Annotated in this window: 17 protein-coding genes; 8 read left to right on the top strand and 9 right to left on the bottom strand. The window is 66.7% G+C overall.

Translation table 11 applies throughout. The features are described 5' to 3' along the window. Positions 1-69: 69 nt before the first annotated feature. Complete coding sequence (locus AC56LU_RS22095) at positions 70-2,334, bottom strand: family 1 glycosylhydrolase (RefSeq protein WP_497177751.1); 2,265 nt, start codon at positions 2,332-2,334, stop codon at positions 70-72. A 231-nt stretch (positions 2,335-2,565) separates the two neighbouring features. Here AC56LU_RS22095 and AC56LU_RS22100 point away from each other — a divergent pair, with 231 nt between their 5' ends. Further along, positions 2,566-2,805, top strand: coding sequence for a hypothetical protein (locus tag AC56LU_RS22100; RefSeq protein ID WP_497177752.1), 240 nt, complete (start codon positions 2,566-2,568; stop codon positions 2,803-2,805). A gap of 15 nt (positions 2,806-2,820) precedes the next feature. On the opposite strand, the gene AC56LU_RS22105 is transcribed toward AC56LU_RS22100, so the two are convergent. Continuing rightward, positions 2,821-3,897 carry a substrate-binding domain-containing protein gene (locus AC56LU_RS22105; protein WP_497177753.1) on the bottom strand — a complete coding sequence of 359 codons (1,077 nt, stop codon included), beginning with the start codon at positions 3,895-3,897 and terminating at the stop codon, positions 2,821-2,823. A 122-nt stretch (positions 3,898-4,019) separates the two neighbouring features. Between AC56LU_RS22105 and AC56LU_RS22110 the strand changes: the two genes are divergently transcribed. The 7 genes from AC56LU_RS22110 (at position 4,020) to AC56LU_RS22140 (ending at position 13,438) form a co-directional block, all read left to right on the top strand. Then, positions 4,020-5,660, top strand: a complete 1,641-nt coding sequence (locus tag AC56LU_RS22110; RefSeq protein ID WP_497177754.1) for an OFA family MFS transporter — start codon at positions 4,020-4,022, stop codon at positions 5,658-5,660. Between the two features lie 82 nt (positions 5,661-5,742). Next, positions 5,743-7,449, top strand: coding sequence for an NAD(P)H-dependent oxidoreductase subunit E (locus AC56LU_RS22115; RefSeq protein WP_497177755.1), 1,707 nt, complete (start codon positions 5,743-5,745; stop codon positions 7,447-7,449). A gap of 14 nt (positions 7,450-7,463) precedes the next feature. Then, positions 7,464-10,265 (top strand): formate dehydrogenase subunit alpha, encoded by a 2,802-nt coding sequence (fdhF, locus tag AC56LU_RS22120; protein WP_497177756.1) that lies wholly within the window; start codon positions 7,464-7,466, stop codon positions 10,263-10,265. Next, positions 10,262-11,131 carry a formate dehydrogenase accessory sulfurtransferase FdhD gene (locus tag AC56LU_RS22125; RefSeq protein WP_497177757.1) on the top strand — a complete coding sequence of 290 codons (870 nt, stop codon included), beginning with the start codon at positions 10,262-10,264 and terminating at the stop codon, positions 11,129-11,131. The genes fdhF and AC56LU_RS22125 overlap by 4 nt, the downstream gene beginning before the upstream one ends. A 1-nt stretch (position 11,132) precedes the next feature. Continuing rightward, positions 11,133-11,834, top strand: a complete 702-nt coding sequence (locus AC56LU_RS22130; RefSeq protein WP_497177758.1) for an ABC transporter permease — start codon at positions 11,133-11,135, stop codon at positions 11,832-11,834. Beyond that, entirely contained in the window at positions 11,831-12,484 is a 654-nt protein-coding gene (locus AC56LU_RS22135) for an energy-coupling factor ABC transporter ATP-binding protein (protein ID WP_497177759.1), read from the top strand. The genes AC56LU_RS22130 and AC56LU_RS22135 overlap by 4 nt, the downstream gene beginning before the upstream one ends. A gap of 177 nt (positions 12,485-12,661) precedes the next feature. After that, complete coding sequence (locus tag AC56LU_RS22140) at positions 12,662-13,438, top strand: ABC transporter substrate-binding protein (protein ID WP_497177760.1); 777 nt, start codon at positions 12,662-12,664, stop codon at positions 13,436-13,438. A gap of 15 nt (positions 13,439-13,453) precedes the next feature. On the opposite strand, the gene AC56LU_RS22145 is transcribed toward AC56LU_RS22140, so the two are convergent. The 7 genes from AC56LU_RS22145 to rlmH all read right to left on the bottom strand — a co-directional run bounded on the left by AC56LU_RS22145 (position 13,454) and on the right by rlmH (position 20,170). Next, positions 13,454-14,914 (bottom strand): DUF7125 family protein, encoded by a 1,461-nt coding sequence (locus AC56LU_RS22145; protein ID WP_497177761.1) that lies wholly within the window; start codon positions 14,912-14,914, stop codon positions 13,454-13,456. An 11-nt stretch (positions 14,915-14,925) separates the two neighbouring features. Then, a complete protein-coding gene (locus tag AC56LU_RS22150; RefSeq protein WP_497177762.1) occupies positions 14,926-15,330 on the bottom strand; it encodes a hypothetical protein in 405 nt (134 codons plus the stop codon). A 91-nt stretch (positions 15,331-15,421) separates the two neighbouring features. Beyond that, positions 15,422-16,318 (bottom strand): sensor histidine kinase, encoded by an 897-nt coding sequence (locus AC56LU_RS22155; protein WP_497177763.1) that lies wholly within the window; start codon positions 16,316-16,318, stop codon positions 15,422-15,424. Between the two features lie 113 nt (positions 16,319-16,431). Beyond that, positions 16,432-17,352: a CHAD domain-containing protein gene (locus AC56LU_RS22160; protein WP_497177764.1), complete on the bottom strand. Its 921-nt coding sequence runs from the start codon at positions 17,350-17,352 to the stop codon at positions 16,432-16,434. A 69-nt stretch (positions 17,353-17,421) separates the two neighbouring features. Further along, positions 17,422-18,894: a ribonuclease G gene (gene rng, locus AC56LU_RS22165; protein WP_497177802.1), complete on the bottom strand. Its 1,473-nt coding sequence runs from the start codon at positions 18,892-18,894 to the stop codon at positions 17,422-17,424. A 174-nt stretch (positions 18,895-19,068) separates the two neighbouring features. Next, positions 19,069-19,686 carry a Maf family protein gene (locus AC56LU_RS22170; protein WP_497177765.1) on the bottom strand — a complete coding sequence of 206 codons (618 nt, stop codon included), beginning with the start codon at positions 19,684-19,686 and terminating at the stop codon, positions 19,069-19,071. 13 nt (positions 19,687-19,699) lie between these two features. Next, complete coding sequence (rlmH, locus tag AC56LU_RS22175) at positions 19,700-20,170, bottom strand: 23S rRNA (pseudouridine(1915)-N(3))-methyltransferase RlmH (protein ID WP_027867782.1); 471 nt, start codon at positions 20,168-20,170, stop codon at positions 19,700-19,702. Positions 20,171-20,178: the final 8 nt, after the last annotated feature.

Raw genomic sequence — 20,178 nt, forward strand, 5'->3', positions numbered from 1 at the left:
AGTGCATGCGTGGACTGAACGCGTGGGCAGGAAACCTGCCCACCCTACGAAAGACGAGGTACTAACGAATCAGCTGGCGTAATGCGCCGCTTCCCCCGGCCTTTCCGCATCGCGCCCGTGCGCGACGTCCTGCCGCGCTTCCAGGTACCTGCGCAGCGCATCGTCCAGCGACGGCAGCATCAATGCCCGCTCGCTCGACAGCGCACTGAACTCCGGCCGGCGCGCCTGGTGGCCGCAGCGCTCGCTCGGCACCGCTTCCAGCCCGGACGCATCCACCCCCGCCGCATCGCAGGCACGCCTGGCCAGCTCGGCCCAGGACAGTGCCTCGGCATTGGTCAGGTGCCACACACCGCGCTCGCGGTCGATCAGGAGGTCGAGCGAGACGTTGACCAGGTCCGGCACATAGGTCGGCGAAACGGTCATGTCGTCCGCCGCCTGGAAAGCTTGCCCGGCTTCCAGGGCGCCCAGCGCCTGCGTGACGAAATTGTGCCGGTCCCACGGCCCGAAGAAGGCGCTGGTTCGGATCACCAGGGCCTGCGGGTCGGCGTCGAGCACGCTCCGTTCCGCTTCGGCCTTGCTGCGGCCGTAGACGCCGAGCGGATTGGGGGCGTCCGACTCGACATACGGCCTGCCCTTGGCGCCGTCGAACACGAGATCGGTCGAGAAGGTCATGAAGCGCAATTGGTGGCGGATGCAGGCCAGCGCCAGGATCGTCGGCCCGAGCGTGTTCTCGCGCATGCATCGCTCGGCATCGTCCTCGGCCTCGTCGACGCGCACGTAGCCGCCCGCGTTGATGATCGCCCACGGCTTGTAGCGCACGATGGCCGCTTCGACCGAGGCAGGATCGGTGATGTCCATTTCCTGGCGGCTCAAGACGTGGTGCGCCAGGTTGCGCGTCTTGCAGATGCGGGCGTAGGCCGAACCGAGGGTGCCGGTGGCGCCGGTGATCAGGATCGGCTGAACGATGCTGGACTTGAACTGGCTACGGATCGCGATGTCCGCCACTGCGGTACGGGTCGCTACCGGTTTGCAGAAGAAGCGGCCCGGACGGCGCCACCAGCCTTCACCCTGCAGCACCGGGTTGCTCAGCGGACGCCTGGTCGCCAGTTCGCGCATCAGGGTGGCCACCGCCGTCGGGCGCGGTTCGCCGCTGCGCACGTCGAACGGGCCCGGCTCGTAGTAGCCGCGGCATTCGGTGACCAGGCAGTTCCAGTCGTACGAGCCGAGCAGGGCCCAGACCGTCACGGCGCGCACGTCGGCGCCCTGCTGGCGGGCGCTGCGCGCCGCGTTCCAGATCTCCACCAGCCAGCGCATCTGGTCTTCGCGGTTGGCGTCGATGTGCGCTTCGGTGATGGCGATCGGCAGGCCGTAGCGTTCCCAGGTTTCCATCAGCAGGGGCGCGATGCCGGGCGTCGGCGTGGCCAGCGCGCGCGGCGTCTCGATGTCGGCATGCGGCACGCCGCGGTAGACATGGCGGCGGTTTTCCGGATAGCGTTCCGGACGGTGGTCGAGCCAGCGTTCGCTGGTTGCGTAATAATTGACGCCGATGATGTCGGGCGGGCAGGGGTTGTCGCGGAACCAGAGCAGCTCTTCCTCGCTGGCGTTCGACTCCAGCAGGTAGCTCCACAGCGCATGGTGCTGGTCCACCTTCCCGCACAGCAGGTCCCAGCCCAGCCAGCGGCGCTCGTTGAAGAAGCTGGTGATTTCCTCCATTTCGGGGGTGCCGTAGGTCTTCGACAGGTCGTCGGTCCCGACCAGCTTGGCATCCGGATTGACTGCGCGGATCGCGCGCATCGCCAGCACCGTGGCGCGGCATTCGTTGATCAGGGCGCGCACGAACGTGGATTCGTCGCTGCCATGCGGATACCAGACGCCCGCCAGGCCGGAAAAGCGCGCCGTGGTCAAGGGCTCGTTGACCGGGGTGTAGTACTCGGCCCATGGGTAGCGCCGGGCTACCGCGCCGGCGTACTCGGCGAGCTTTTCGGGAAAGGCGGGATCCACCAGGCTGGTGTCGCGCGGACCGCTGCCGTGGTGCAGCAGGCCGACGATGGGCGTGACGCCCAGTTGCTGCAGGGCCGGCAGGCGTTCGTCGGACCAGGTCCAGTCGGCCTTGTCGATGCCGTCGGGGGCGGTGCGCTCCCACAGCACCGGGTAGCGGATCGCCTTGATGCCGAGCGAGGCGAAGCGTTCGATGTCCTGCAGGCGCTCTGCGTGGCCATTGCGCTCCATCTGGCTGAAATAATTATCGCGCACACGGTTCACCGTGCACTCGAGTCCTCCCCACAATGCGAGTTCTTGAGACTGGTCCGGCTGGGACTGCATCTGAGTGTTCATCTTCTGACCCGCTATTTGTTAAGACAGGGCATAGCCTAATTGGCAGGTGCGACGAGTTGTGTGAAATGGCGCACATATAAAGGCTTTTTCGGACAAGTCCTACTTTTTGCACTCATTTTCCCAGGTTCAGAGGCTAACTTCTGCTAAGTGAGAGTTTCCAGAGGCATCGAAACGGGGTGATCGGTGCGCCGCGGCATGCCGACTGCGGCCACAATAGGCAACAGGAGGTCAATGATGTACATGGTGTACTGGACAATCGTCGAAGCCGACGCATGCACGCCCCACGAGAAGCTGTTCGAGACCGCGGAAATGGTGGAGGCGATGCAGTACATGGAAACCCTGCGCAAGCGCCAGCGCGAGGGCGAAGGGGTGCGTTTCATCACGATGTCGTCCGAGCATCCGGACCTGGTCGGCCATCCGGGCGTCGACGTGACGGGACCGGAATACAGCTGGAAGAAGCGGCGCCGCTGATTCCTGCGGGCCGAGTCAGGCCGGCAGTGCAAAGGCCTCGGCAATGGACACGACCTCGCCCGTGCCGCGCGCGTCATAGCCGGGCAGCGCGTCCACCATCGCATGGTAGGACGGTGCCCGCATCAGCTCCAGCAGCTGGCGCATGGCGGGTTCGTCGAGGGCGTCCTGGCGCAGCGCGAAGTAATACGTCTCGTCGACGAGTGGCGTGAACTCCAGCTTGAACTGGGCGCTTGCCGCGCGCATGCCGACGCCGGCATCGGCCATGCCGCTGGCGATGTAGGCAGCCACCGCCGAATGGGTGAACTCGGCGCTGTTGAATCCCTGGATCGTGTCCGGCGGCGGACCGTCGGCAGCCAGCATCATTTCCAGCAGCATGCGGGTGCCGGAGCCGGCCTGGCGGTTCACGAAGCGCACCCCGGGTCGCGCCAGGTCCGCCAGCGCATGCAGTCCGAGCGGGTTGCCGCGCGCCGTCATCAGGCCCTGCTCGCGGCCAGCCACCTTCACCAGGCAGTGCAGGCCCGGGTCGAGCCAGCGCAGGTACCAGCCGGCCGTCGCCGCCTGGAAGCGCCCGGACGGTACGTGAAAACCGGCCAGGTCGCATTCGCGCCGCGCCAGCGCCATCACCGCATCGGTGCTGGTGCGGTAGCGCGAATCGAGCGGCAGCGCATCGCGGTCGATACAGCCCATCAGCGCCGCCACCGCGAAACCATGGCTGGCATCGAGCCGCAGCGGACGCGGCGCGGCGCCCGTGATACGCGCCAGCTCCACTTCCAGCTCCGAGGCCAGGCTTTGCAGCGTTGGCGACAGGCGCGCGGCGATGCGGCGGTCGGCCCACACCAGCTTCTGCGCCAGCGGCGTGAGGGCGGTGCCGCGTCCGCGTCCGGTCTGCAGCAACTGCTGCCCGAACAGCTCCTCGGCCGCGCGCAGCAGGCCCCAGGCATAGCGGTAGGACAGCTTCACCGACTTCGCGGCCTGGGCGATCGAGCCGGTGTCCTGGATCGCCAGCAGCAGGCCGAGCAGATCGGCGGTATCGAGCGGCCGCTCGCCCTTCAGGCTGATCTCCCAGTGCGGACGGATGTGGATGTTGAGCATATGCTGAAAATAGCCTATTTCACGCGGAAAAGCACCATGATACCCTCGCTCGAAATAACAAAATTGACGAAAAAATATGCTTTTTAAAGCATATTCAAATAAATAACTATTTCGGAGGGGACATGGCTGGATTAGGTTTTCTGAACAAGGAACATACCATCGCAGGGCCGGGCTTCAATCGCTGGCTGGTGCCGCCGGCGGCGCTCGCGATCCACCTGTGCATCGGCATGGCCTACGGTTTTTCCGTGTTCTGGCTGCCGCTGTCGAAAGCGCTGGGCATCACCGAATCGCTGGCCTGCCCGGCCGACATGGGATTCATGGCGCAGATCTTCGCGACCACCTGCGACTGGAAGATTTCGATGCTGGGCTGGATGTACACGCTGTTCTTCGTGTTCCTGGGCCTGGCGGCCTGGTTGTTCGGCGGCTGGCTCGAGCACGCCGGCCCACGCAAGGCCGGCCTGGTATCGGCCCTGTGCTGGTGCGGCGGGCTGGTGATCTCCGCCCTCGGCGTGTATACGCACCAGATCTGGCTGATGTGGCTCGGTTCGGGCGTCATCGGCGGGATCGGTCTGGGGCTGGGCTACATCTCGCCGGTATCCACGCTGATCAAATGGTTCCCGGACCGCCGCGGCATGGCCACCGGCATGGCCATCATGGGCTTCGGCGGCGGCGCCGTGATCGGCGCACCGCTGGCCGACAGGCTGATGAAATACTTCGCTACCCCGACCTCGGTCGGCGTCTGGGAAACCTTTCTCGCCCTGGCCGCGATCTATTTCGTCTTCATGGTGGCCGGCGCCATGACCTACCGCGTGCCCGCCGCCGGCTGGAAGCCGGAAGGCTGGACCCCGCCGGCCGCGAGCGGCAACACCATGATCACCGCGCGCCACGTCCATGCCAGCCGGGTCTGGGGCATCCCCCAGTTCTGGCTGATCTGGGGCGTGCTGTTCCTGAACGTCTCGGCCGGCATCGGTATCCTCGGCATGGCATCGCCGCTGTTGCAGGAAGTGTTCGGCGGCCGCCTGATCGGCCTCGACGTGGGCATCAACGACCTCGACGCGGCCCAGAAGGGCCAGATCGCGGCAATTGCCGCCGGTTTCACCGGCCTGCTGTCGCTGTTCAACATCGTCGGCCGCTTCGGCTGGGCGTCGTGCTCCGACTATATCGGCCGCAAGGCAACCTATTTCGTCTTCCTGATCCTCGGCTTCATCCTCTACGTGTCGATTCCGTCCGCCGGCCACGCCGGCCAGCTCGCCCTGTTCGTCGGCTGCACCTGTATTATCCTGTCGATGTACGGCGGCGGTTTCGCCACGGTGCCGGCCTACCTGGCGGACCTGTTCGGCACCCAGATGGTCGGCGCGATCCACGGTCGCCTGCTGACGGCCTGGGCCGCGGCTGGCGTGGTCGGCCCGCTCCTGATCAACTACCTCCGCGAGTACCAGATCGCCAATGGCGTGCCGAAGGCGCAGGCCTACGACGTGACGATGTACGTGCTGGCCGGACTGGTCGTGATCGGCATCGGGCTCAATGCGATGATCAAGCCGCTGGACGACCGCCACTTCATGACCGACGATGAACTGGTGGCCGAGAAAAAGCTGGCGCGCGAGCGTGAAGTCACCGCCACCAGCGGCACGCGCGGCGCCGGCCGCGGCACGGCCGCCGCCGCCAATCCGGCCGTGACGGCGTTTGCCTGGATGGCGGTCGGCATTCCGCTGATGTTCGGCATCTGGGTGACGCTGCAGAAGGCGTCGGCGATGTTCAACTAGCGGCTTGCAGTCCCGGCGCCATCGTGCAGCGCCGGGCTGCATTCAACAAGGTATCAACCCACATCGAACAATTGGGACAACCATGAACCACCCCATCATCCCGATCGCCGTCGCCAGTGCCGGCGCCAGCCGCCAGCGCAAGCGCGAAGCTCCCAAAGGCCGCCGGGTCGATCCGCAGGCGCTCGCCGACGTCCAGGCGCTGCTGGGCCAGGAATCGCGCAAGCGTGACCTCCTGATCGAGCACCTGCACAAGATCCAGGACCGCTACGGCTGCCTGGCCAGCAGCCACCTGGCAGCACTGGCGCAGGAGATGCGCATGGCGCAGGCCGAGGTCTACGAGGTCGCCAGTTTCTACCACCACTTCGACCTGGTGAAGGAAGGCGAGGCCGCGCCTGCCGCGCTGACGGTACGCGTCTGCGCCGGCCTGTCCTGCGAGATGGCGGGCGCCCGGGAGCTGCTGGACAGGCTCCCGGCGCTGCTCGGACGCGAGGTGAGGGTACTCGAGGCGCCCTGCGTCGGCCGCTGCGAACAGGCGCCGGTGGCGGTGGTGGGGCAGCGCGCCGTGCCGCATGCGAGCACCGACGAGGTGCTGGCCAGGGTCGGCGCCGGGGAAACAAGCGAGCCCGTGGCACATTACGTGGATTACGCGGCCTACCGCGAGGCTGGCGGCTATGCGCTCCTGCAAGCCTGCGCCGCCGGCAAGCACGACGTCGAACAGGTCATCGGCACCCTCGAAGGCTCCGGCCTTCGCGGCCTGGGGGGCGCCGGCTTCCCGCTGGGCCGCAAATGGCGCATCGTGCGTGCCGAAGCCGGCCCGCGCCTGATGGCCATCAACATCGACGAAGGCGAGCCGGGCACCTTCAAGGACCGCGTCTACCTCGAACGCGACCCGCACCGCTTCCTCGAAGGCGCCCTCATCGCCGCCTGGGCGGTAGGCATCGAGGCCATCTATATCTACCTGCGCGACGAATACCACGGCTGCCGCGCCATGCTCGAAAGCGAGCTGGACAAGCTGCGCCTTGACCCGCCGGTGGCGAACATGCCGCCGATTCACCTGCGCCGCGGCGCCGGCGCCTACATCTGCGGCGAAGAGTCCGCGATGATCGAATCGATCGAAGGCAAGCGCGGCATGCCGCGCCTGCGCCCGCCCTACGTGGCGCAAGTAGGCCTGTTCGGACGCCCGACGCTGGAACACAATTTCGAATCGCTGCACTGGGTGCGCGAGATCCTCGAGCGCGGCGGCGAATGGTTCGCCGGCTTCGGGCGCAACGGCCGCCGCGGCCTGCGTTCGTTCTCGGTCTCGGGCCGGGTGCGCGAGCCGGGCGTCAAGCTGGCCCCGGCCGGCATCACGATCCGGGAACTCATTGACGAGTATTGCGGCGGCATGCAGGATGGCCACGCCTTCTACGCCTACCTGCCGGGTGGCGCCTCGGGCGGCATCCTGCCGGCGAGCATGGGCGACATCCCGCTCGACTTCGATACCTTGCAGCCCTACGGCTGCTTCATCGGCTCGGCCGCCGTGGTCGTGCTGTCCGATCGCGACAGCGCGGTGGCCGCAGCGCGCAATACGCTGGCCTTCTTCAAGGACGAGTCCTGCGGCCAGTGCACGCCCTGCCGCAACGGCACCGCCAAGGCGCTCGACCTGATCCGCCAGCCGCAATGGGACACCGCGCTGCTGGGCGAGCTGTCGCAGGTGATGCGCGACGCCTCGATCTGCGGCCTTGGCCAGGCGGCGCCGAATCCGATCGACTGCGTCATCAAATACTTCCCGCACGAATTGGCACAGTAAAAAGGACCATCGCCATGAACGCCATCATCCGCACCGTTTCCTTTGAACTGAACGGCCGCATCGTCGAAGCGCTGCCGCACGAGACTCTGATCGAAGTCGCCGAACGCGAAGGCATCGAGGTGCCGCGCCTGTGCTACAAGGAGGGCATGGACGCCGTCGGCAACTGCCGCTCCTGCATGGTCGAGATTGCCGGTGAGCGCGTGCTGGCGCCGTCCTGCTGCCGCAACGCGGTCGCCGGCATGAAGGTGAGCACGGACAGCCCGCGCGCCGTGGCCGCCCAGAAGATGGTGCTCGAACTCCTGCAGGCCGACATGCCCGAAGCCGAGTACACGCGCCGCAATGAAGTCGATATCTGGGCCGAAAAGCTCGGCGTGGGCAAGCCGCGTTTCGCGCCGACGCGCCGGCAGCCGCAGGCCGACCGGACCCACGCCGCGATCAGCGTCAACCTGGATGCCTGCATCCAGTGCACCCGCTGCGTGCGCGCCTGCCGCGACGAGCAGGTGAACGACGTGATCGGCCTGGCCTTCCGTGGGCAGGACACGAAAATCGTGTTCGACCAGGACGACCCGATGGGCGCCTCCACCTGCGTGGCCTGCGGCGAATGCGTGCAGGCCTGCCCGACCGGCGCCCTGATGCCGGCGCGCGAGGTCGCGCTGCACATTCCCGACAAGCAGGTCGATTCGGTCTGCCCCTACTGCGGCGTCGGCTGCCAGCTGACCTACAACATCAAGGACAACAAGATCCTGTACGTGGAGGGGCGTGACGGCCCGGCCAACCTGGGCCGGCTGTGCGTCAAGGGGCGCTACGGCTTCGACTACGCGCACCATCCGCATCGCCTGACGAAGCCCCTGATCCGCCGCCCGGGCATGCCCAAGACCGGCGACTTCACCATGGACCCGGACCGCGTGCTCGAGGTGTTCCGCGAAGCGAGTTGGGACGAAGCGCTGGCGCTGGCCGGCGGCAAGCTGGCGCGAATCCGCGACGCCCATGGTGGCGCGGCCCTGGCCGGCTTCGGCTCGGCCAAGGGCAGCAACGAAGAGGCCTACCTGTTCCAGAAACTGGTGCGCACCGGATTCAAGACCAACAACGTCGACCACTGCACCCGTTTGTGCCATGCCTCTTCGGTGGCGGCCCTGCTGGAAGGGATCGGCTCGGGCGCGGTGTCGAACCCGGTGATGGACGTGACGCGCGCCGAAGTGATCGTGATCATCGGCGCCAACCCCACCGTCAACCACCCGGTGGCGGCGACCTGGATCAAGAACGCGGTGAAGGAGGGGGCAAAGCTGGTCGTGATGGACCCGCGCCGCTCCGAGCTGGCGCGCCACGCCCATCGCTACCTGCAGTTCAAGCCCGACACCGACGTCGCGCTGCTCAACGCGATGATGCACGTGATCGTCCATGAGGGCCTGGTCGACCGCGACTTCATCGCCAGCCGCACGGTGGGCTACGAAGACCTGGAAAAGAACGTGGCCGAGTACAGCCCGGAAGCGATGGCGCCGATCTGCGGCATCGATGCCGAGACCATCCGCTACGTGGCGCGCCTGTACGCCACCTCGGCAGGCTCGATGATCCTGTGGGGCATGGGCATATCGCAGCACGTGCACGGCACCGACAATGCGCGCTGCCTGATCGCGCTGTCGCTGATGACGGGCCAGATCGGCCGCCCCGGCACCGGCCTGCATCCGCTGCGCGGCCAGAACAACGTGCAGGGAGCGTCGGATGCCGGCCTGATCCCGATGATGCTGCCGGACTACCAGCGCGTCGACAACCCTGCCGCGCGCGCGAAGTTCGAGCGGGCCTGGGGCGTGCCCCTCGATCCGAAGCCGGGCCTGACCGTGGTCGAGATCATGGATGCCATCGACGCCGGCCAGATCCGCGGCATGTACATCATGGGCGAGAATCCGGCCATGTCCGACCCCGACGCCAATCATGCCCGCGCCGCGCTGGCTGCGCTCGAACACCTGGTGGTGCAGGACATCTTCCTGACCGAGACGGCCTACCTCGCCGACGTGATCCTGCCGGCATCCGCCTTCCCGGAAAAGACCGGCACCTTTACCAACACCGACCGCCTGGTGCAGCTGGGCCGCCAGGCCATCGACCCGCCGGGCGATGCCAGGCAGGACCTATGGATCATCCAGCAGATGGCGCGGCAGCTCGGCCTGCCGTGGAACTACGCCCACGTGTCGGACGTGTTCGACGAGATGCGCCACACGATGCCGAGCATCGGCGGCATCACGTGGGAGCGCCTGGAGCGCAACGGCGCGGTGGTTTACCCTTGCATGAACGAGGGCGACACCGGCCAGCCGGTGGTGTTCACCGAACTGTTCCCGCGCGAAGGCGGCAAGGCCCGCTTCGTTCCGGCCGACATCATCCCGGCCGACGAGCGGCCCGACGTCGACTATCCGATGGTCCTGATCACCGGCCGCCAGCTCGAGCACTGGCATACCGGCAGCATGACGCGGCGCGCCACCGTGCTGGACGCGATCGAGCCCGACCCGGTGGCGCTGGTGCATCCGCTCGACCTGGAGCGACTCGGCATCCAGCCGGGCCAGCCGGTCACGATCGCTTCGCGGCGCGGCGAAGTGGTGCTGTTCGCACGCGCGGACGACAGCTCGCCGGTCGGCGCGATCTTCGTGCCCTTCTGTTACTACGAAGCTGCCATCAATCGCCTGACCAACGCGGCGCTCGACCCCTTCGGCAAGATCCCGGAGTTCAAGTATTGCGCGATCAAAGTCACGCCCGGGGGAGAGGTCGCACCGCAGGGGAGCTACGGTGGCGGCCAAATCCTGGCCGGCATGGCACAATTGGCAACATGAACCGTTCCAACCCGCCACGCTACCGTCCTGACCTGTCCGATGCGCGCGCACCGCTGACCCACGAGGTGCAGGCGCTGGACGAGCGTGGCCGCGCCTCCACCATTGCCATTCCCGCCGAGCGGCCGCTCACGGTGTACGTCGACAAGCGTGAGATCGTCACCCTGATGACCCTGGGCGGCGCGCCCGAGGCGCTGACCCTGGGCTACCTGCGCAACCAGCGCCTGGTGCGCGCGATCGAGGACATCGTCTCGATCCAGGTCGACTGGTCGGTCGATGCGGTGGCGGTGGTCACGCGCAACGGCATCGCGGATGTCGAGGAGCGCACCGCGAAGAAGGTCGTCACCACCGGCTGCGGGCAGGGTTCGGTGTTCGGCGGACTCATGGACGAGGTCGACCAGATCACGCTGCCGGTCGATGCGCGCCTGCCGCAATCGGTGGTATACCGCATCGTCGAGCTGATTCGCACCCAGCAGTCGATCTACAAGCAGGCCGGTTCTGTGCACGGCTGCGCGCTGTTTTCAAGCACCGGCGAGCTGCTGTACTTTGTCGAGGACGTAGGCCGCCACAACGCGGTGGACGCCATTGCCGGGCTGATGTGGCTCGATGGGCTGGAGGGCGGCGACAAGCTGTTCTACACCACCGGGCGCCTGACTTCCGAGATGGTCATCAAGGGCGCGCAGATGGGCATCCCTTTCCTGCTGTCGCGGTCCGGCACCACCCAGATGGGTCACATGGTGGCCGAGCGCGTCGGCATGTCGCTGCTGGCGCGCTGCTCGGGCAAGCACTTCCTGCTGCTGGCCGGGCACGAGCGCCTGGTGTTCGAGCCGGACCTGCTGGAACCCCTGAACGCACCGCGGATGGCTTGACGTGCTGGACGCGACAACGCACGCTTTCGCGCTGCTGTTCAGCGGCGACGAGGCGCTGTGGCGCATCGTCTGGGTCTCGCTCAAGACCAGCATCCTCGGGCTGCTGCTGGCGGCGCCGCCCGCGATCTTCCTCGGCTACGTGATCGCCATGCACCGCTTTCGGGGCCGGCGCGTGGCCATCTGGCTGGCCCAGGCTGCACTCTCGCTGCCCACCGTGCTGATCGGCCTGCTGCTCTACCTGCTGCTGTCGCGGCGCGGCCCGATGGGCGGGATGGAATGGCTGTTCACCCAGGAAGGCGTGATCCTGGGCCAAATGGTGATCGGCCTGCCGGTGCTGCTCGCCTTTACGCTGGCGGCGGTGCAGGCGGCCGACCCGCGCTATGCCGAAACCGCCGTCGCCCATGGCGCGTCAGCCTGGCGCGTGATGCTGACCGTGCTGCACGAGGCGCGCTATGGCGTGATGGCGGCCGTGATCAGCGGCTTCGGCCGCGTGATCTCGGAAGTCGGCTGCGCGCTGATGGTGGGCGGGAACATCGAAGGGCAGACCCGCACCATCACCACCGCGATCGCGCTCGAGACCAGCAAGGGCGAGTTCGCGCAGGGTATCGCGCTGGGCATCGTGCTGGTCTCGCTGGCGCTCCTGATGAACGGCGCGCTGGTGCTGCTGCAGGGCGAAGCCCATGCGGCGGGAGGGCGCTGGTGAACACCTTGCTGACCCTGCACGGCTTGCGCAAACGCCACGGCGAGCGCACCTTGTTCGAGATCGATGCGCTGGCCATCGAGGCGGCCACCGCCTACGTGCTGACCGGCGTGAACGGCGCCGGCAAGTCGACGCTGCTGCGCACGCTCGCGGGCCTGGAACGCGTTGATGCCTGCACGGTCGAATTCGAGGGCCGCAGCATGCTGCTCCATCCCTATCCGAAAGAACTGCGCCGCGCGATCGTGTTCGTGCACCAGCACCCGATCATGTTCTCGACCAGCGTCTTCCATAACATCGCCTACGGCCTGCTGGCGCGCGGCGGCGGCAGGCAGCAGGTGGCGCCCGCGGTCGAGGAGGCGATGGCATGGGCCGGTGTAGCGCACCTGCGCGATACCGATCCCGCGCGCCTGTCGGGCGGCGAAAAGCAGCGCGTGGCGCTGGCGCGCGCCCGCGTGTTGCAGCCGCGCCTGCTGCTGCTCGACGAGCCGACGGCCAACCTCGACGGCCCGGCGCGCGAGCAGGTGATCAGCCTGATTCCCACCTTGCTCGAGCAGGGCAGCAGCGTCGTGATGGCCTGCCACGACCGCGACCTGATCGGGCTGCCCGGCATCCACCGCCTGAAGCTGCGTGACGGCCGCCTTGAATACCGCTGATACAAGGAGCAAACCATGCAGCGCCGCTATACCGTTATCGCAAATGCCGTTGTAGCGTGGGCGGGTCTCCCGCCCACGCGTTCAAATCACAGTGCTGCAGCCCGCGCGGCTGCTTATGTCGCAACGAACGCCACCCTACGGCGTAAAAAACGACGCAGTTTCGTCACGACTCTGTTGTTGAGCGCCTTCCTGGCTTCGCCGCTGGCGCAGGCGCAAGACACGATCCGCCTGTCCACCACCACCAGCACCGAGAACTCCGGCCTGCTCAAGGTGCTGCTGCCGGCCTTCGAAGCAAAAACGGGCATCAAGGTCCACGTGATCTCGGTCGGCACCGGCAAGGCGCTCGAACTGGCCAGGAACGGCGACGTCGACGTGACGCTCGTGCACGCGCGCACGCTGGAAGACAGGTTCGTGCTTGAAGGCTGGGGCGTCGACCGGCGCGACGTGATGTACAACGACTTCATCGTGGTCGGACCAAGCGCGGACCCGGCCGGGATCAAGGGCACCAGGGACGTAATCGCCGCCTTCCGCAAGATCGCCGCGAGCGGCACGCGTTTTATTTCGCGCGGCGACAATTCCGGCACCGACGTGATGGAGAAGGGCTACTGGCAGGCGGCGGGCGTGAAACCGGCGGGCGCCAGTTATGTGTCGGCGGGCCTGGGCATGGGCGAGGTGCTCAACATGGCCGCCGAAATGCGCGCCTATACCTTGACCGACCGCGCCACCTACGGCGCCTACAAGGCCAGGACGGGCCTGGCCGTGCTGGTGGAAGGCGACAAGCGCATGTTCAACCCCTACGGGATCATCGCGGTCAACCCCGCCAGGCACAAGGGCGTGAACCATGCGGGTGCGAAGCGGCTGATCGAATGGATCACGTCCAGCGAAGGGCAGGCCCGCATTGCCGCCTTCAGGCCGGAAGGCGAGCAGCTGTTCTTTCCTTCGGCCGCCCGCTGAACGGCAGCGGAAGGCTTACGGCGCGCGCAGCTGGGCGCTGCCGCGCAGCACGCCATCGTAGGGCGCCGGGCCGTCATCGATGGCGATGCCGGCGTCGGTGATCTCGAAGCGGCGAATCTGCCGGCTGTGCTTGCTGCCGCGCACCTTGACGACCGAGATCAGGGTGTGCAGCTCGCACTGCGATTCCACGTAGCGCTGCATGATGACCACATCGACCAGCACGCCGCTGCCGTAGGGGCTGAAGCGCAGCTCGCCGTAGTGGTCGTCGAGCTCGCTGGTCATCATCACGGTCACGCCCTTGGCGCCCAGCACGGTGGCCAGGCGGTAGAGCGACTCGCGGAAATCTTCGCGGTATTCCGGCGCCATCGCCATCTCGAAGCCGGACAGCGAATCGAGCACCACGCGCTTGGCGCCCATGGCATCGATCATCTCGACCAGTTCGTGCAGCATCTCGTCGATCGACAGGTCGAGCGCACGCACGCTCTTCATGCCGACCAGGCCGCTTCGCACCAGCTGGTCGAGCTTTTCGTTCATCATCTGGCTGGGACTGCGCTCGAACAGGGCGATCACGCCCGGTTCGCCCAGGGCCGCGCCGGCAGCCAGGAATTCGGTGGCCAGGATGGTCTTGCCGGAACCGGTCGGGCCCACCACCAGCACCGAGTAGCCTGCCGGGATGCCGCCGCCCAGCATGTCGTCCAGCACCGGCACGCCGCTCGACAGGCGCGCCGGCGGCACGTGCGACCGGGGCTCGGCGCCGATCGGCTCGGGTGCAGGGAGCACGCGCGGGAATACCTCGATGCCGTCCTGGCCGATACGGAAGGCATGCAGGCCGGGACGCTGTTTCTGACCGCGGATCTTGATGATCTGGATCTTGCGCGACATGGCGTTGCGCTGCACGAGCTGGTTCAGCCAGAAGATGCCGTCGGCCACCGTGAAGATGGGGTTCTGGTGCGCCTCGCCCGAGGTGTACTCGCCGATCAGGAAGCTGGTCGCCTTCCAGGTCGTCATGTGGGCCACCAGTTGCTGCACGAAGGTCTGCAGCGCCGCCGCTTCCCGGTGGCCGCCCCGCGCGCCCTCGATGAAGGAGCGGAAGGAGTCGATGAACACCAGGGCCGGCTGGTGGGCGCGCACCTCTTCCAGGATCTGGGCGAGAACCACGTCGTAGTCGCCTTCCTCGACCTGCGGCGCCAGGCTGATGAAGTGGACCGAGTCGCCTACCTTATCGAAATCGAAGAAGCTGAACTGCTGCTGGTAGCGCAGCATCTTGACGGGCGGCTCGCCCATTGCCGTGAAGAACAGCGCCTTGCGCCCCGGGCCTGCCAGGCCGAACATGATTTGCTGGGCAAAGGTGGTCTTGCCGCTGCCCGGGGTGCCGCCGATGATGTTGAACGACAGCTCGGGCAAGCCGCCGCCGAGGATGGTGTCGAGACCGGGTATGCCCGTCGACATGTGGCGCAATTCAAGTTGGTCGGTCATGCCGCATTCTCCTAAGTGTTCTTGGTGTCTCCGCCCGGCGGGAAGGCAGCGCGCAGGAACTGGGTTGCCAGGCGCTCGCCGATCAGGTCCGACAGTTCCGCGATATAGGTCGCGAGCAACACCCTGTTGGCCGCGACGATGTCGGCCGGCGCCAGGCCGTCCAGGCACTGCGTGAACGCGCGGAAGACATCGCGCGACTTGTCCGGCAGGGCGCATGCGTCCAGCCAGGGAAAGTCGGCCGTGTGCGCGTGCAGGGTCCGTACGAACAGCAGTTCGGTACTCAGGGGGCCGAGCAGGGGACTGAATTTCGCGTACAGGCGCTTCCAGACCCGCACCGCATCGGACGCATTGCCTGGCTTGCCGCCGGGACTCAGGAGGTCGGTAACGGAAGCAAGCAGCTCGGTCGAGATAGGCATGGGTTCGGGCTACAGCTGCTGTGGCCGTCGACAATGAAGCATGCCGTCCCGGTCCGGGTCATGGATGAAATTAATGCATGATTCTATCCGATCACGGGGCCGCTGCGGGGGGCTCCGTGAGGGCGGTCCCGAGGGGGAGCCGCATCGTGACCCGGGTGCCGCGCATGTGGCTGCTGGCCACGGCCAGGTCGCCGCCATGCATGGCCAGCCGTTCGTGCAGGCCGATCAGGCCATAACTACTCGGTTTTCGCGGCGCGGCGGTATCGAAGCCGATGCCGTTGTCGGCCATGCTCATTTCGATCAGGCCGCCGTTGATGCCGAGCCGCACCTTGACCCGGCTGGCCAGCGAGTGGCGGAACACGTTGTTCAGGCATTCCTGGAGGACCCGGCAGACGGTGAGCACGGCTTCCTCGTCCAGCGCCAGGTCGGCGAGCTCGGCGCCGGCATCGAGTTCGCAGGCGATACCGCTGGCGCGCGTGAACTTGCGCACTTCCAACTCGAGGGTGGCTATCAGGCCCAGTTCAAGCCCGGCGGGCCGTAGCTCGCCCATCAGTTGCTTGACGGTGCGCAGCGTGGTGTCGACATTGTCGAGCGCGGCGCCCGCCCAGTCGTGCAGGCGCCCCTGGCGCGTGCCCGTATGCTGGTAGAGCATGACGATGTCGATGCGCAGCGCCAGCAGGTTCTGGGCCAGGGAATCGTGGATCTCGCAGGAGATGCGCTTGCGCTCGGCTTCGCGCTTGGCGGTCTGGTGGGCCAGCAGCTCGTGCAGCTTCTGCTCGGTTTCGCGCAGCGCGGTTTCGGCGTTTTTGCAGGCAAGGATCTTCTCGACCAGTGCCTGGTTGATGAGCATCTGGTCCTGGGTCAGCTGCAGTACCGCAGCCTCGAGTTCGGCATGGTGGGAATCGTCCGCATCGTTGGCGGCGTCCGGTTGTCCGGTATGGCGCCGGCCCTGCGCCTCGCTGTTGCGGCCAGATGATTGTGTGCGCATGTCGAGAAACAAGCTGATCTGCCGCTGGTCGTGAAAAGAGGGAAACCGCTACATAATACGAGACGCTAACGAGCTTGGCGGCGCAAGTCAAGAAAAAACGGTGTTGGTCCACGTCAACGGACCAGTTTCAAACGCGCCACGTTCTCGAGTGCATCACGCAAACCCTGGCTGTGTGCGTCCGATGCCCCCGCCACATAGCCGCGCGCAAACGCGCCGTCGTGCGCGTGGCCACTGTTTTCAAGCACCGGCAAGAGCTTGGCCGCCACCGCCAGGTCGTTGAGGTGGCCCAGGCGGTCCTGCAGGCGGGACAGGTGCTTGACGTAGGCCTTGACCTCTTTCCGCGGCAGCAGGTCGCTGAAGAACTCGGCCGCATAGCGGGCCTTCTTGGCGGCGATGCGCACCCGGTGGCGGGCCGGTGCGTCGTTCTCGTCGAACCCCTTGATGCGCTTGCGCAGGCGCTGTTGCGCCTTGCGCATCAGCGGCACCAGGCCATCCAGCGCCGGCTGGGTCAGCGGGTCGCCTTTCTGCAGTCCGCCGGCCGGGCGCCACTGGCGGTCGTGTAGCCAGGCACGCATCCGCAGCATCAGCTCGGTGCTGCGCGGCGCCTGCAGGGTGGGCAGCAGGTGCTTGTGCAGCGCGCGTGCGCGTTCGGTGGCGGCCGCCTGCAGCGCTTCGGTTTGGATGCCCTTGACGCCGGACAGGGTGGTGCCGGCCAGCACGTCCCAGTCGCGGGTGGCGCCGAGCTCGCCGGACAGCCAGTCGAGCTCGTCGCGCAGTTCGGCCGGCGGCGGCGCCAGCTCGCCGAACATGTCGAGCAGGGCCCGCAGGCGGCGCAGGCCGATGCGCATCTGGTGCAGGCTCTCCACGCTTTGCACCAGCACGCCGGGCAGGTTCGCTTCGATCTGCGCCACGCAGCCCTGGCCGATGCACTGGAGCGCGTCTTCCATGCTCATCTTGCGCTTGAGCCTGGTGTGTCTGGCCTTCACCGCTTGCGCTGTGTCGTCCTTGTCCTTCGATACGGGTGCGGTGTCCATGGATGTCCCTGGTGATGCGGTCAGTGTCGAGCCCATCTTAGCGGGATTCGACCGGACGCCGCGCCAGCGTCACATCAGGATGACGTCGTACTGTTCCTGGTGGTAACCTTTCTCCACCTGCAGCGAAATCCGCTTGCCGATGAAGTCGCCCAGCATGGCCAGGTGCTGCGATTCTTCTTCCAGGAACAAATCGATCACTTCCTGCGAAGCGACGATACGGAATTCGCGCGGGTTGAACTGCTTGGCTTCGCGCAGCAGTTCGCGCAGGATCTCGTAGCAGATCGTGCGCGAGGTTTTCACCTGCCCCTTGCCGCTGCAGGCCGGGCAGGGCTCGCACAGGATGTGGGCCAGCGATTCGCGGGTGCGCTTCCTCGTCATCTCGACCAGGCCGAGGGCCGAGAAGCCGCTCACCGAGACCTTGGTGCGGTCGCGCGCCAGGGTCTTCTTGAGTTCCGCCAGCACGGCGTTGCGGTGCTCGCTGTTCTCCATGTCGATGAAGTCGAGGATGATGATGCCGCCCAGGTTGCGCAGGCGCAGCTGGCGCGCGATGGCGTGCGCCGCTTCCAGGTTGGTCTTGAAGATGGTGTCGGCGAAGTTGCGCCCGCCGACGTAGCCGCCGGTGTTGACGTCGATGGTCGTCATCGCCTCGGTCTGGTCGACGATCAGGTAGCCGCCGCTCTTGAGGTCGACGCGGCGCCCCAGGGCGCGCAGGATCTCTTCTTCGACGCCGTACAGGTCGAACAGGGGGCGCTCGCCGGTGTAGTGGGTCAGGCGCGCCAGCACGCTCGGGGTGTACACCTGCGCGAACTCGACCAGCATGTTGAAGTTCTCGCGCGAATCCACCTGGATGGTCGCAGTCTCGTCGTGCACGAAGTCGCGCAGCACGCGCTGGGCCAGGTTCAGGTCCTGGTAGAGCAGGGAGGTCGGCGGCCTGGTCCGGGCCCCCTGGACGATCGCGGCCCAGGTCTTGCGCAGGTAGTCGACGTCGGCGGACAGGTCGACGTCCGAGGCATCCTCGGCCTGGGTGCGCACGATGTAGCCGCCTTTCTCTTCCTTCGGCAGCAGGTTGGTGAGACGGGTGCGCAGGTGTTCGCGGTCGGCTTCCTTTTCGATCTTCTGCGAGATGCCGATGTGCTGGTCCTGCGGCAGGTAGACCAGCATGCGGCCGGCGATCGAGATCTGGGTCGACAGGCGCGCGCCCTTGGTGCCGATCGGGTCCTTGATGACCTGCACGGTCAGTACCTGGCCGTCGAACAGCAGCTTCTCGATCGGGGTCGGCGCTGCCAGTGCGCCGTTGGCGCCCTCGTGGTTGCGCGCTTCCCAGATGTCGGCGACGTGCAGGAAGGCCGCGCGTTCCAGGCCGATGTCGATGAAGGCCGACTGCATGCCCGGCAGGACGCGCACGACCTTGCCGAGATAGACGTTCCCCGCCAACCCGCGCGTGAGGGTGCGCTCGATGTGCAGTTCCTGCACAGCGCCCTGCAGGATCAGCGCCACGCGCGTTTCCTGCGGGGTGATGTTGATGAGGATGTCTTCGTTCATGGCCAGCCGCGGGGTATTGTTCAGAGCGACATCATACACGGGCGGGTGGGTTTTCCGTAGGGTGGGCGGGTCCATTAGGCCAGTGGCCTAATGGACGAACGCCCGCGCGTTCAAATCACGCGCGCGTTGCGGCGCATCCGACGGTTGAACGCGTGGGCAGGAAACCTGCCCACCCTACACGGGATAACCGGCTTTACGGAGAAGCTGCGCCGTCTCGAACAGCGGCAGCCCCATGATCCCCGAATGACTGCCTTCGATATGCTCGACGAACAGCGCCGCCAGGCCCTGGATGCCGTAGCCGCCGGCCTTGTCGTAGGGTTCCGGGGTGGCGCAGTAGGCCCGGATCTGCGCCGGGGTGAGCTGGGCGAAGCGTACGTTCGACACTTGCGTGATCTGTTCCGCCACGCGCTCGGCGTGGATGGCCACCGAGGTCAGCACCTGGTGGGTGCGGCCGGACAGGCGCTCGAGCATGGCGACGGCTTCCGCATTGTCGGCCGGCTTGCCGAGGATGTCGCCGTCGAGGGTGACAGTGGTGTCGGCGGTGAGGATGGGGCGCAGCGGCTGGCGGCGCTGCTGGAGGATATTCCAGGCGAACGCGCCTTTTTCCTTCGCCACGCGGGCCACGTAGGTGTGCGGGTCTTCGCCCGGCAGCACGTCTTCGCTGACGTCGACGCCGCGCGCCGGGTCGCTGCGCAGCATCAGCAGTTCGAATTCGACGCCGACCTGGCGCAGCAGTTCGCGCCTGCGCGGGCTCTTCGAGGCGAGGTAGATCTTCTTGTCGGTGAGTTTCATTGGTCGGCGTGCTTCACACTCGGTGGTACGGATGGTTCTGGGTAATCGACCAGGCACGGTACAGCTGTTCCGCCAGCATGACGCGCACGATACCGTGCGGCAGCGTCATGCTCGAGATGCGGATCATGCCTTCGGCGCGCGCCTTCAGTTCGGGGTCGAGCCCGTCGGCGCCGCCGATCAGGAAGGCGGTGTCGCGCCCGTCCTGCTGCCAGTTTTCCAGCATCTGCGACAGCCCGACGCTGGTCAGGTCCTTGCCGCGCTCATCCAGTGCGATGATGCGCACGCCTTTCGGCAGCACGGCCTCGATGCGCTCGCGCTCGAGCGCCATCGCGGTGGCCGCGGTCTTGCTGCCGGAGCGCTCGACCGGCTTGATTTCCTTGAGCACGATGCGCAGCTCGGGCGGCATGCGCTTCGTGTATTCGCCGAACCCGGATTCGATCCAGGCCGGCATCTTGTGCCCGACTGCGGCAATGATCAGCTGCATGGCTTGAC

It is taken from the genome of Telluria sp. PB2R4 (assembly GCF_059685695.1).

Excerpts from the sequence above, each read along its gene's own strand:
- AC56LU_RS22095 (WP_497177751.1), bottom strand. The coding sequence starts at position 2,334 with ATGAACACTCAGATGCAGTCCCAGCCGGACCAGTCTCAAGAACTCGCA.
- AC56LU_RS22100 (WP_497177752.1), top strand. The coding sequence starts at position 2,566 with ATGATGTACATGGTGTACTGGACAATCGTCGAAGCCGACGCATGCACG.
- AC56LU_RS22105 (WP_497177753.1), bottom strand. The coding sequence starts at position 3,897 with ATGCTCAACATCCACATCCGTCCGCACTGGGAGATCAGCCTGAAGGGC.
- AC56LU_RS22110 (WP_497177754.1), top strand. The coding sequence starts at position 4,020 with ATGGCTGGATTAGGTTTTCTGAACAAGGAACATACCATCGCAGGGCCG.
- AC56LU_RS22115 (WP_497177755.1), top strand. The coding sequence starts at position 5,743 with ATGAACCACCCCATCATCCCGATCGCCGTCGCCAGTGCCGGCGCCAGC.
- fdhF (WP_497177756.1), top strand. The coding sequence starts at position 7,464 with ATGAACGCCATCATCCGCACCGTTTCCTTTGAACTGAACGGCCGCATC.
- AC56LU_RS22125 (WP_497177757.1), top strand. The coding sequence starts at position 10,262 with ATGAACCGTTCCAACCCGCCACGCTACCGTCCTGACCTGTCCGATGCG.
- AC56LU_RS22145 (WP_497177761.1), bottom strand. The coding sequence starts at position 14,914 with ATGACCGACCAACTTGAATTGCGCCACATGTCGACGGGCATACCCGGT.
- AC56LU_RS22150 (WP_497177762.1), bottom strand. The coding sequence starts at position 15,330 with ATGCCTATCTCGACCGAGCTGCTTGCTTCCGTTACCGACCTCCTGAGT.
- AC56LU_RS22155 (WP_497177763.1), bottom strand. The coding sequence starts at position 16,318 with ATGCGCACACAATCATCTGGCCGCAACAGCGAGGCGCAGGGCCGGCGC.
- AC56LU_RS22160 (WP_497177764.1), bottom strand. The coding sequence starts at position 17,352 with ATGGACACCGCACCCGTATCGAAGGACAAGGACGACACAGCGCAAGCG.
- rng (WP_497177802.1), bottom strand. The coding sequence starts at position 18,894 with ATGAACGAAGACATCCTCATCAACATCACCCCGCAGGAAACGCGCGTG.
- AC56LU_RS22170 (WP_497177765.1), bottom strand. The coding sequence starts at position 19,686 with ATGAAACTCACCGACAAGAAGATCTACCTCGCCTCGAAGAGCCCGCGC.
- rlmH (WP_027867782.1), bottom strand. The coding sequence starts at position 20,170 with ATGCAGCTGATCATTGCCGCAGTCGGGCACAAGATGCCGGCCTGGATC.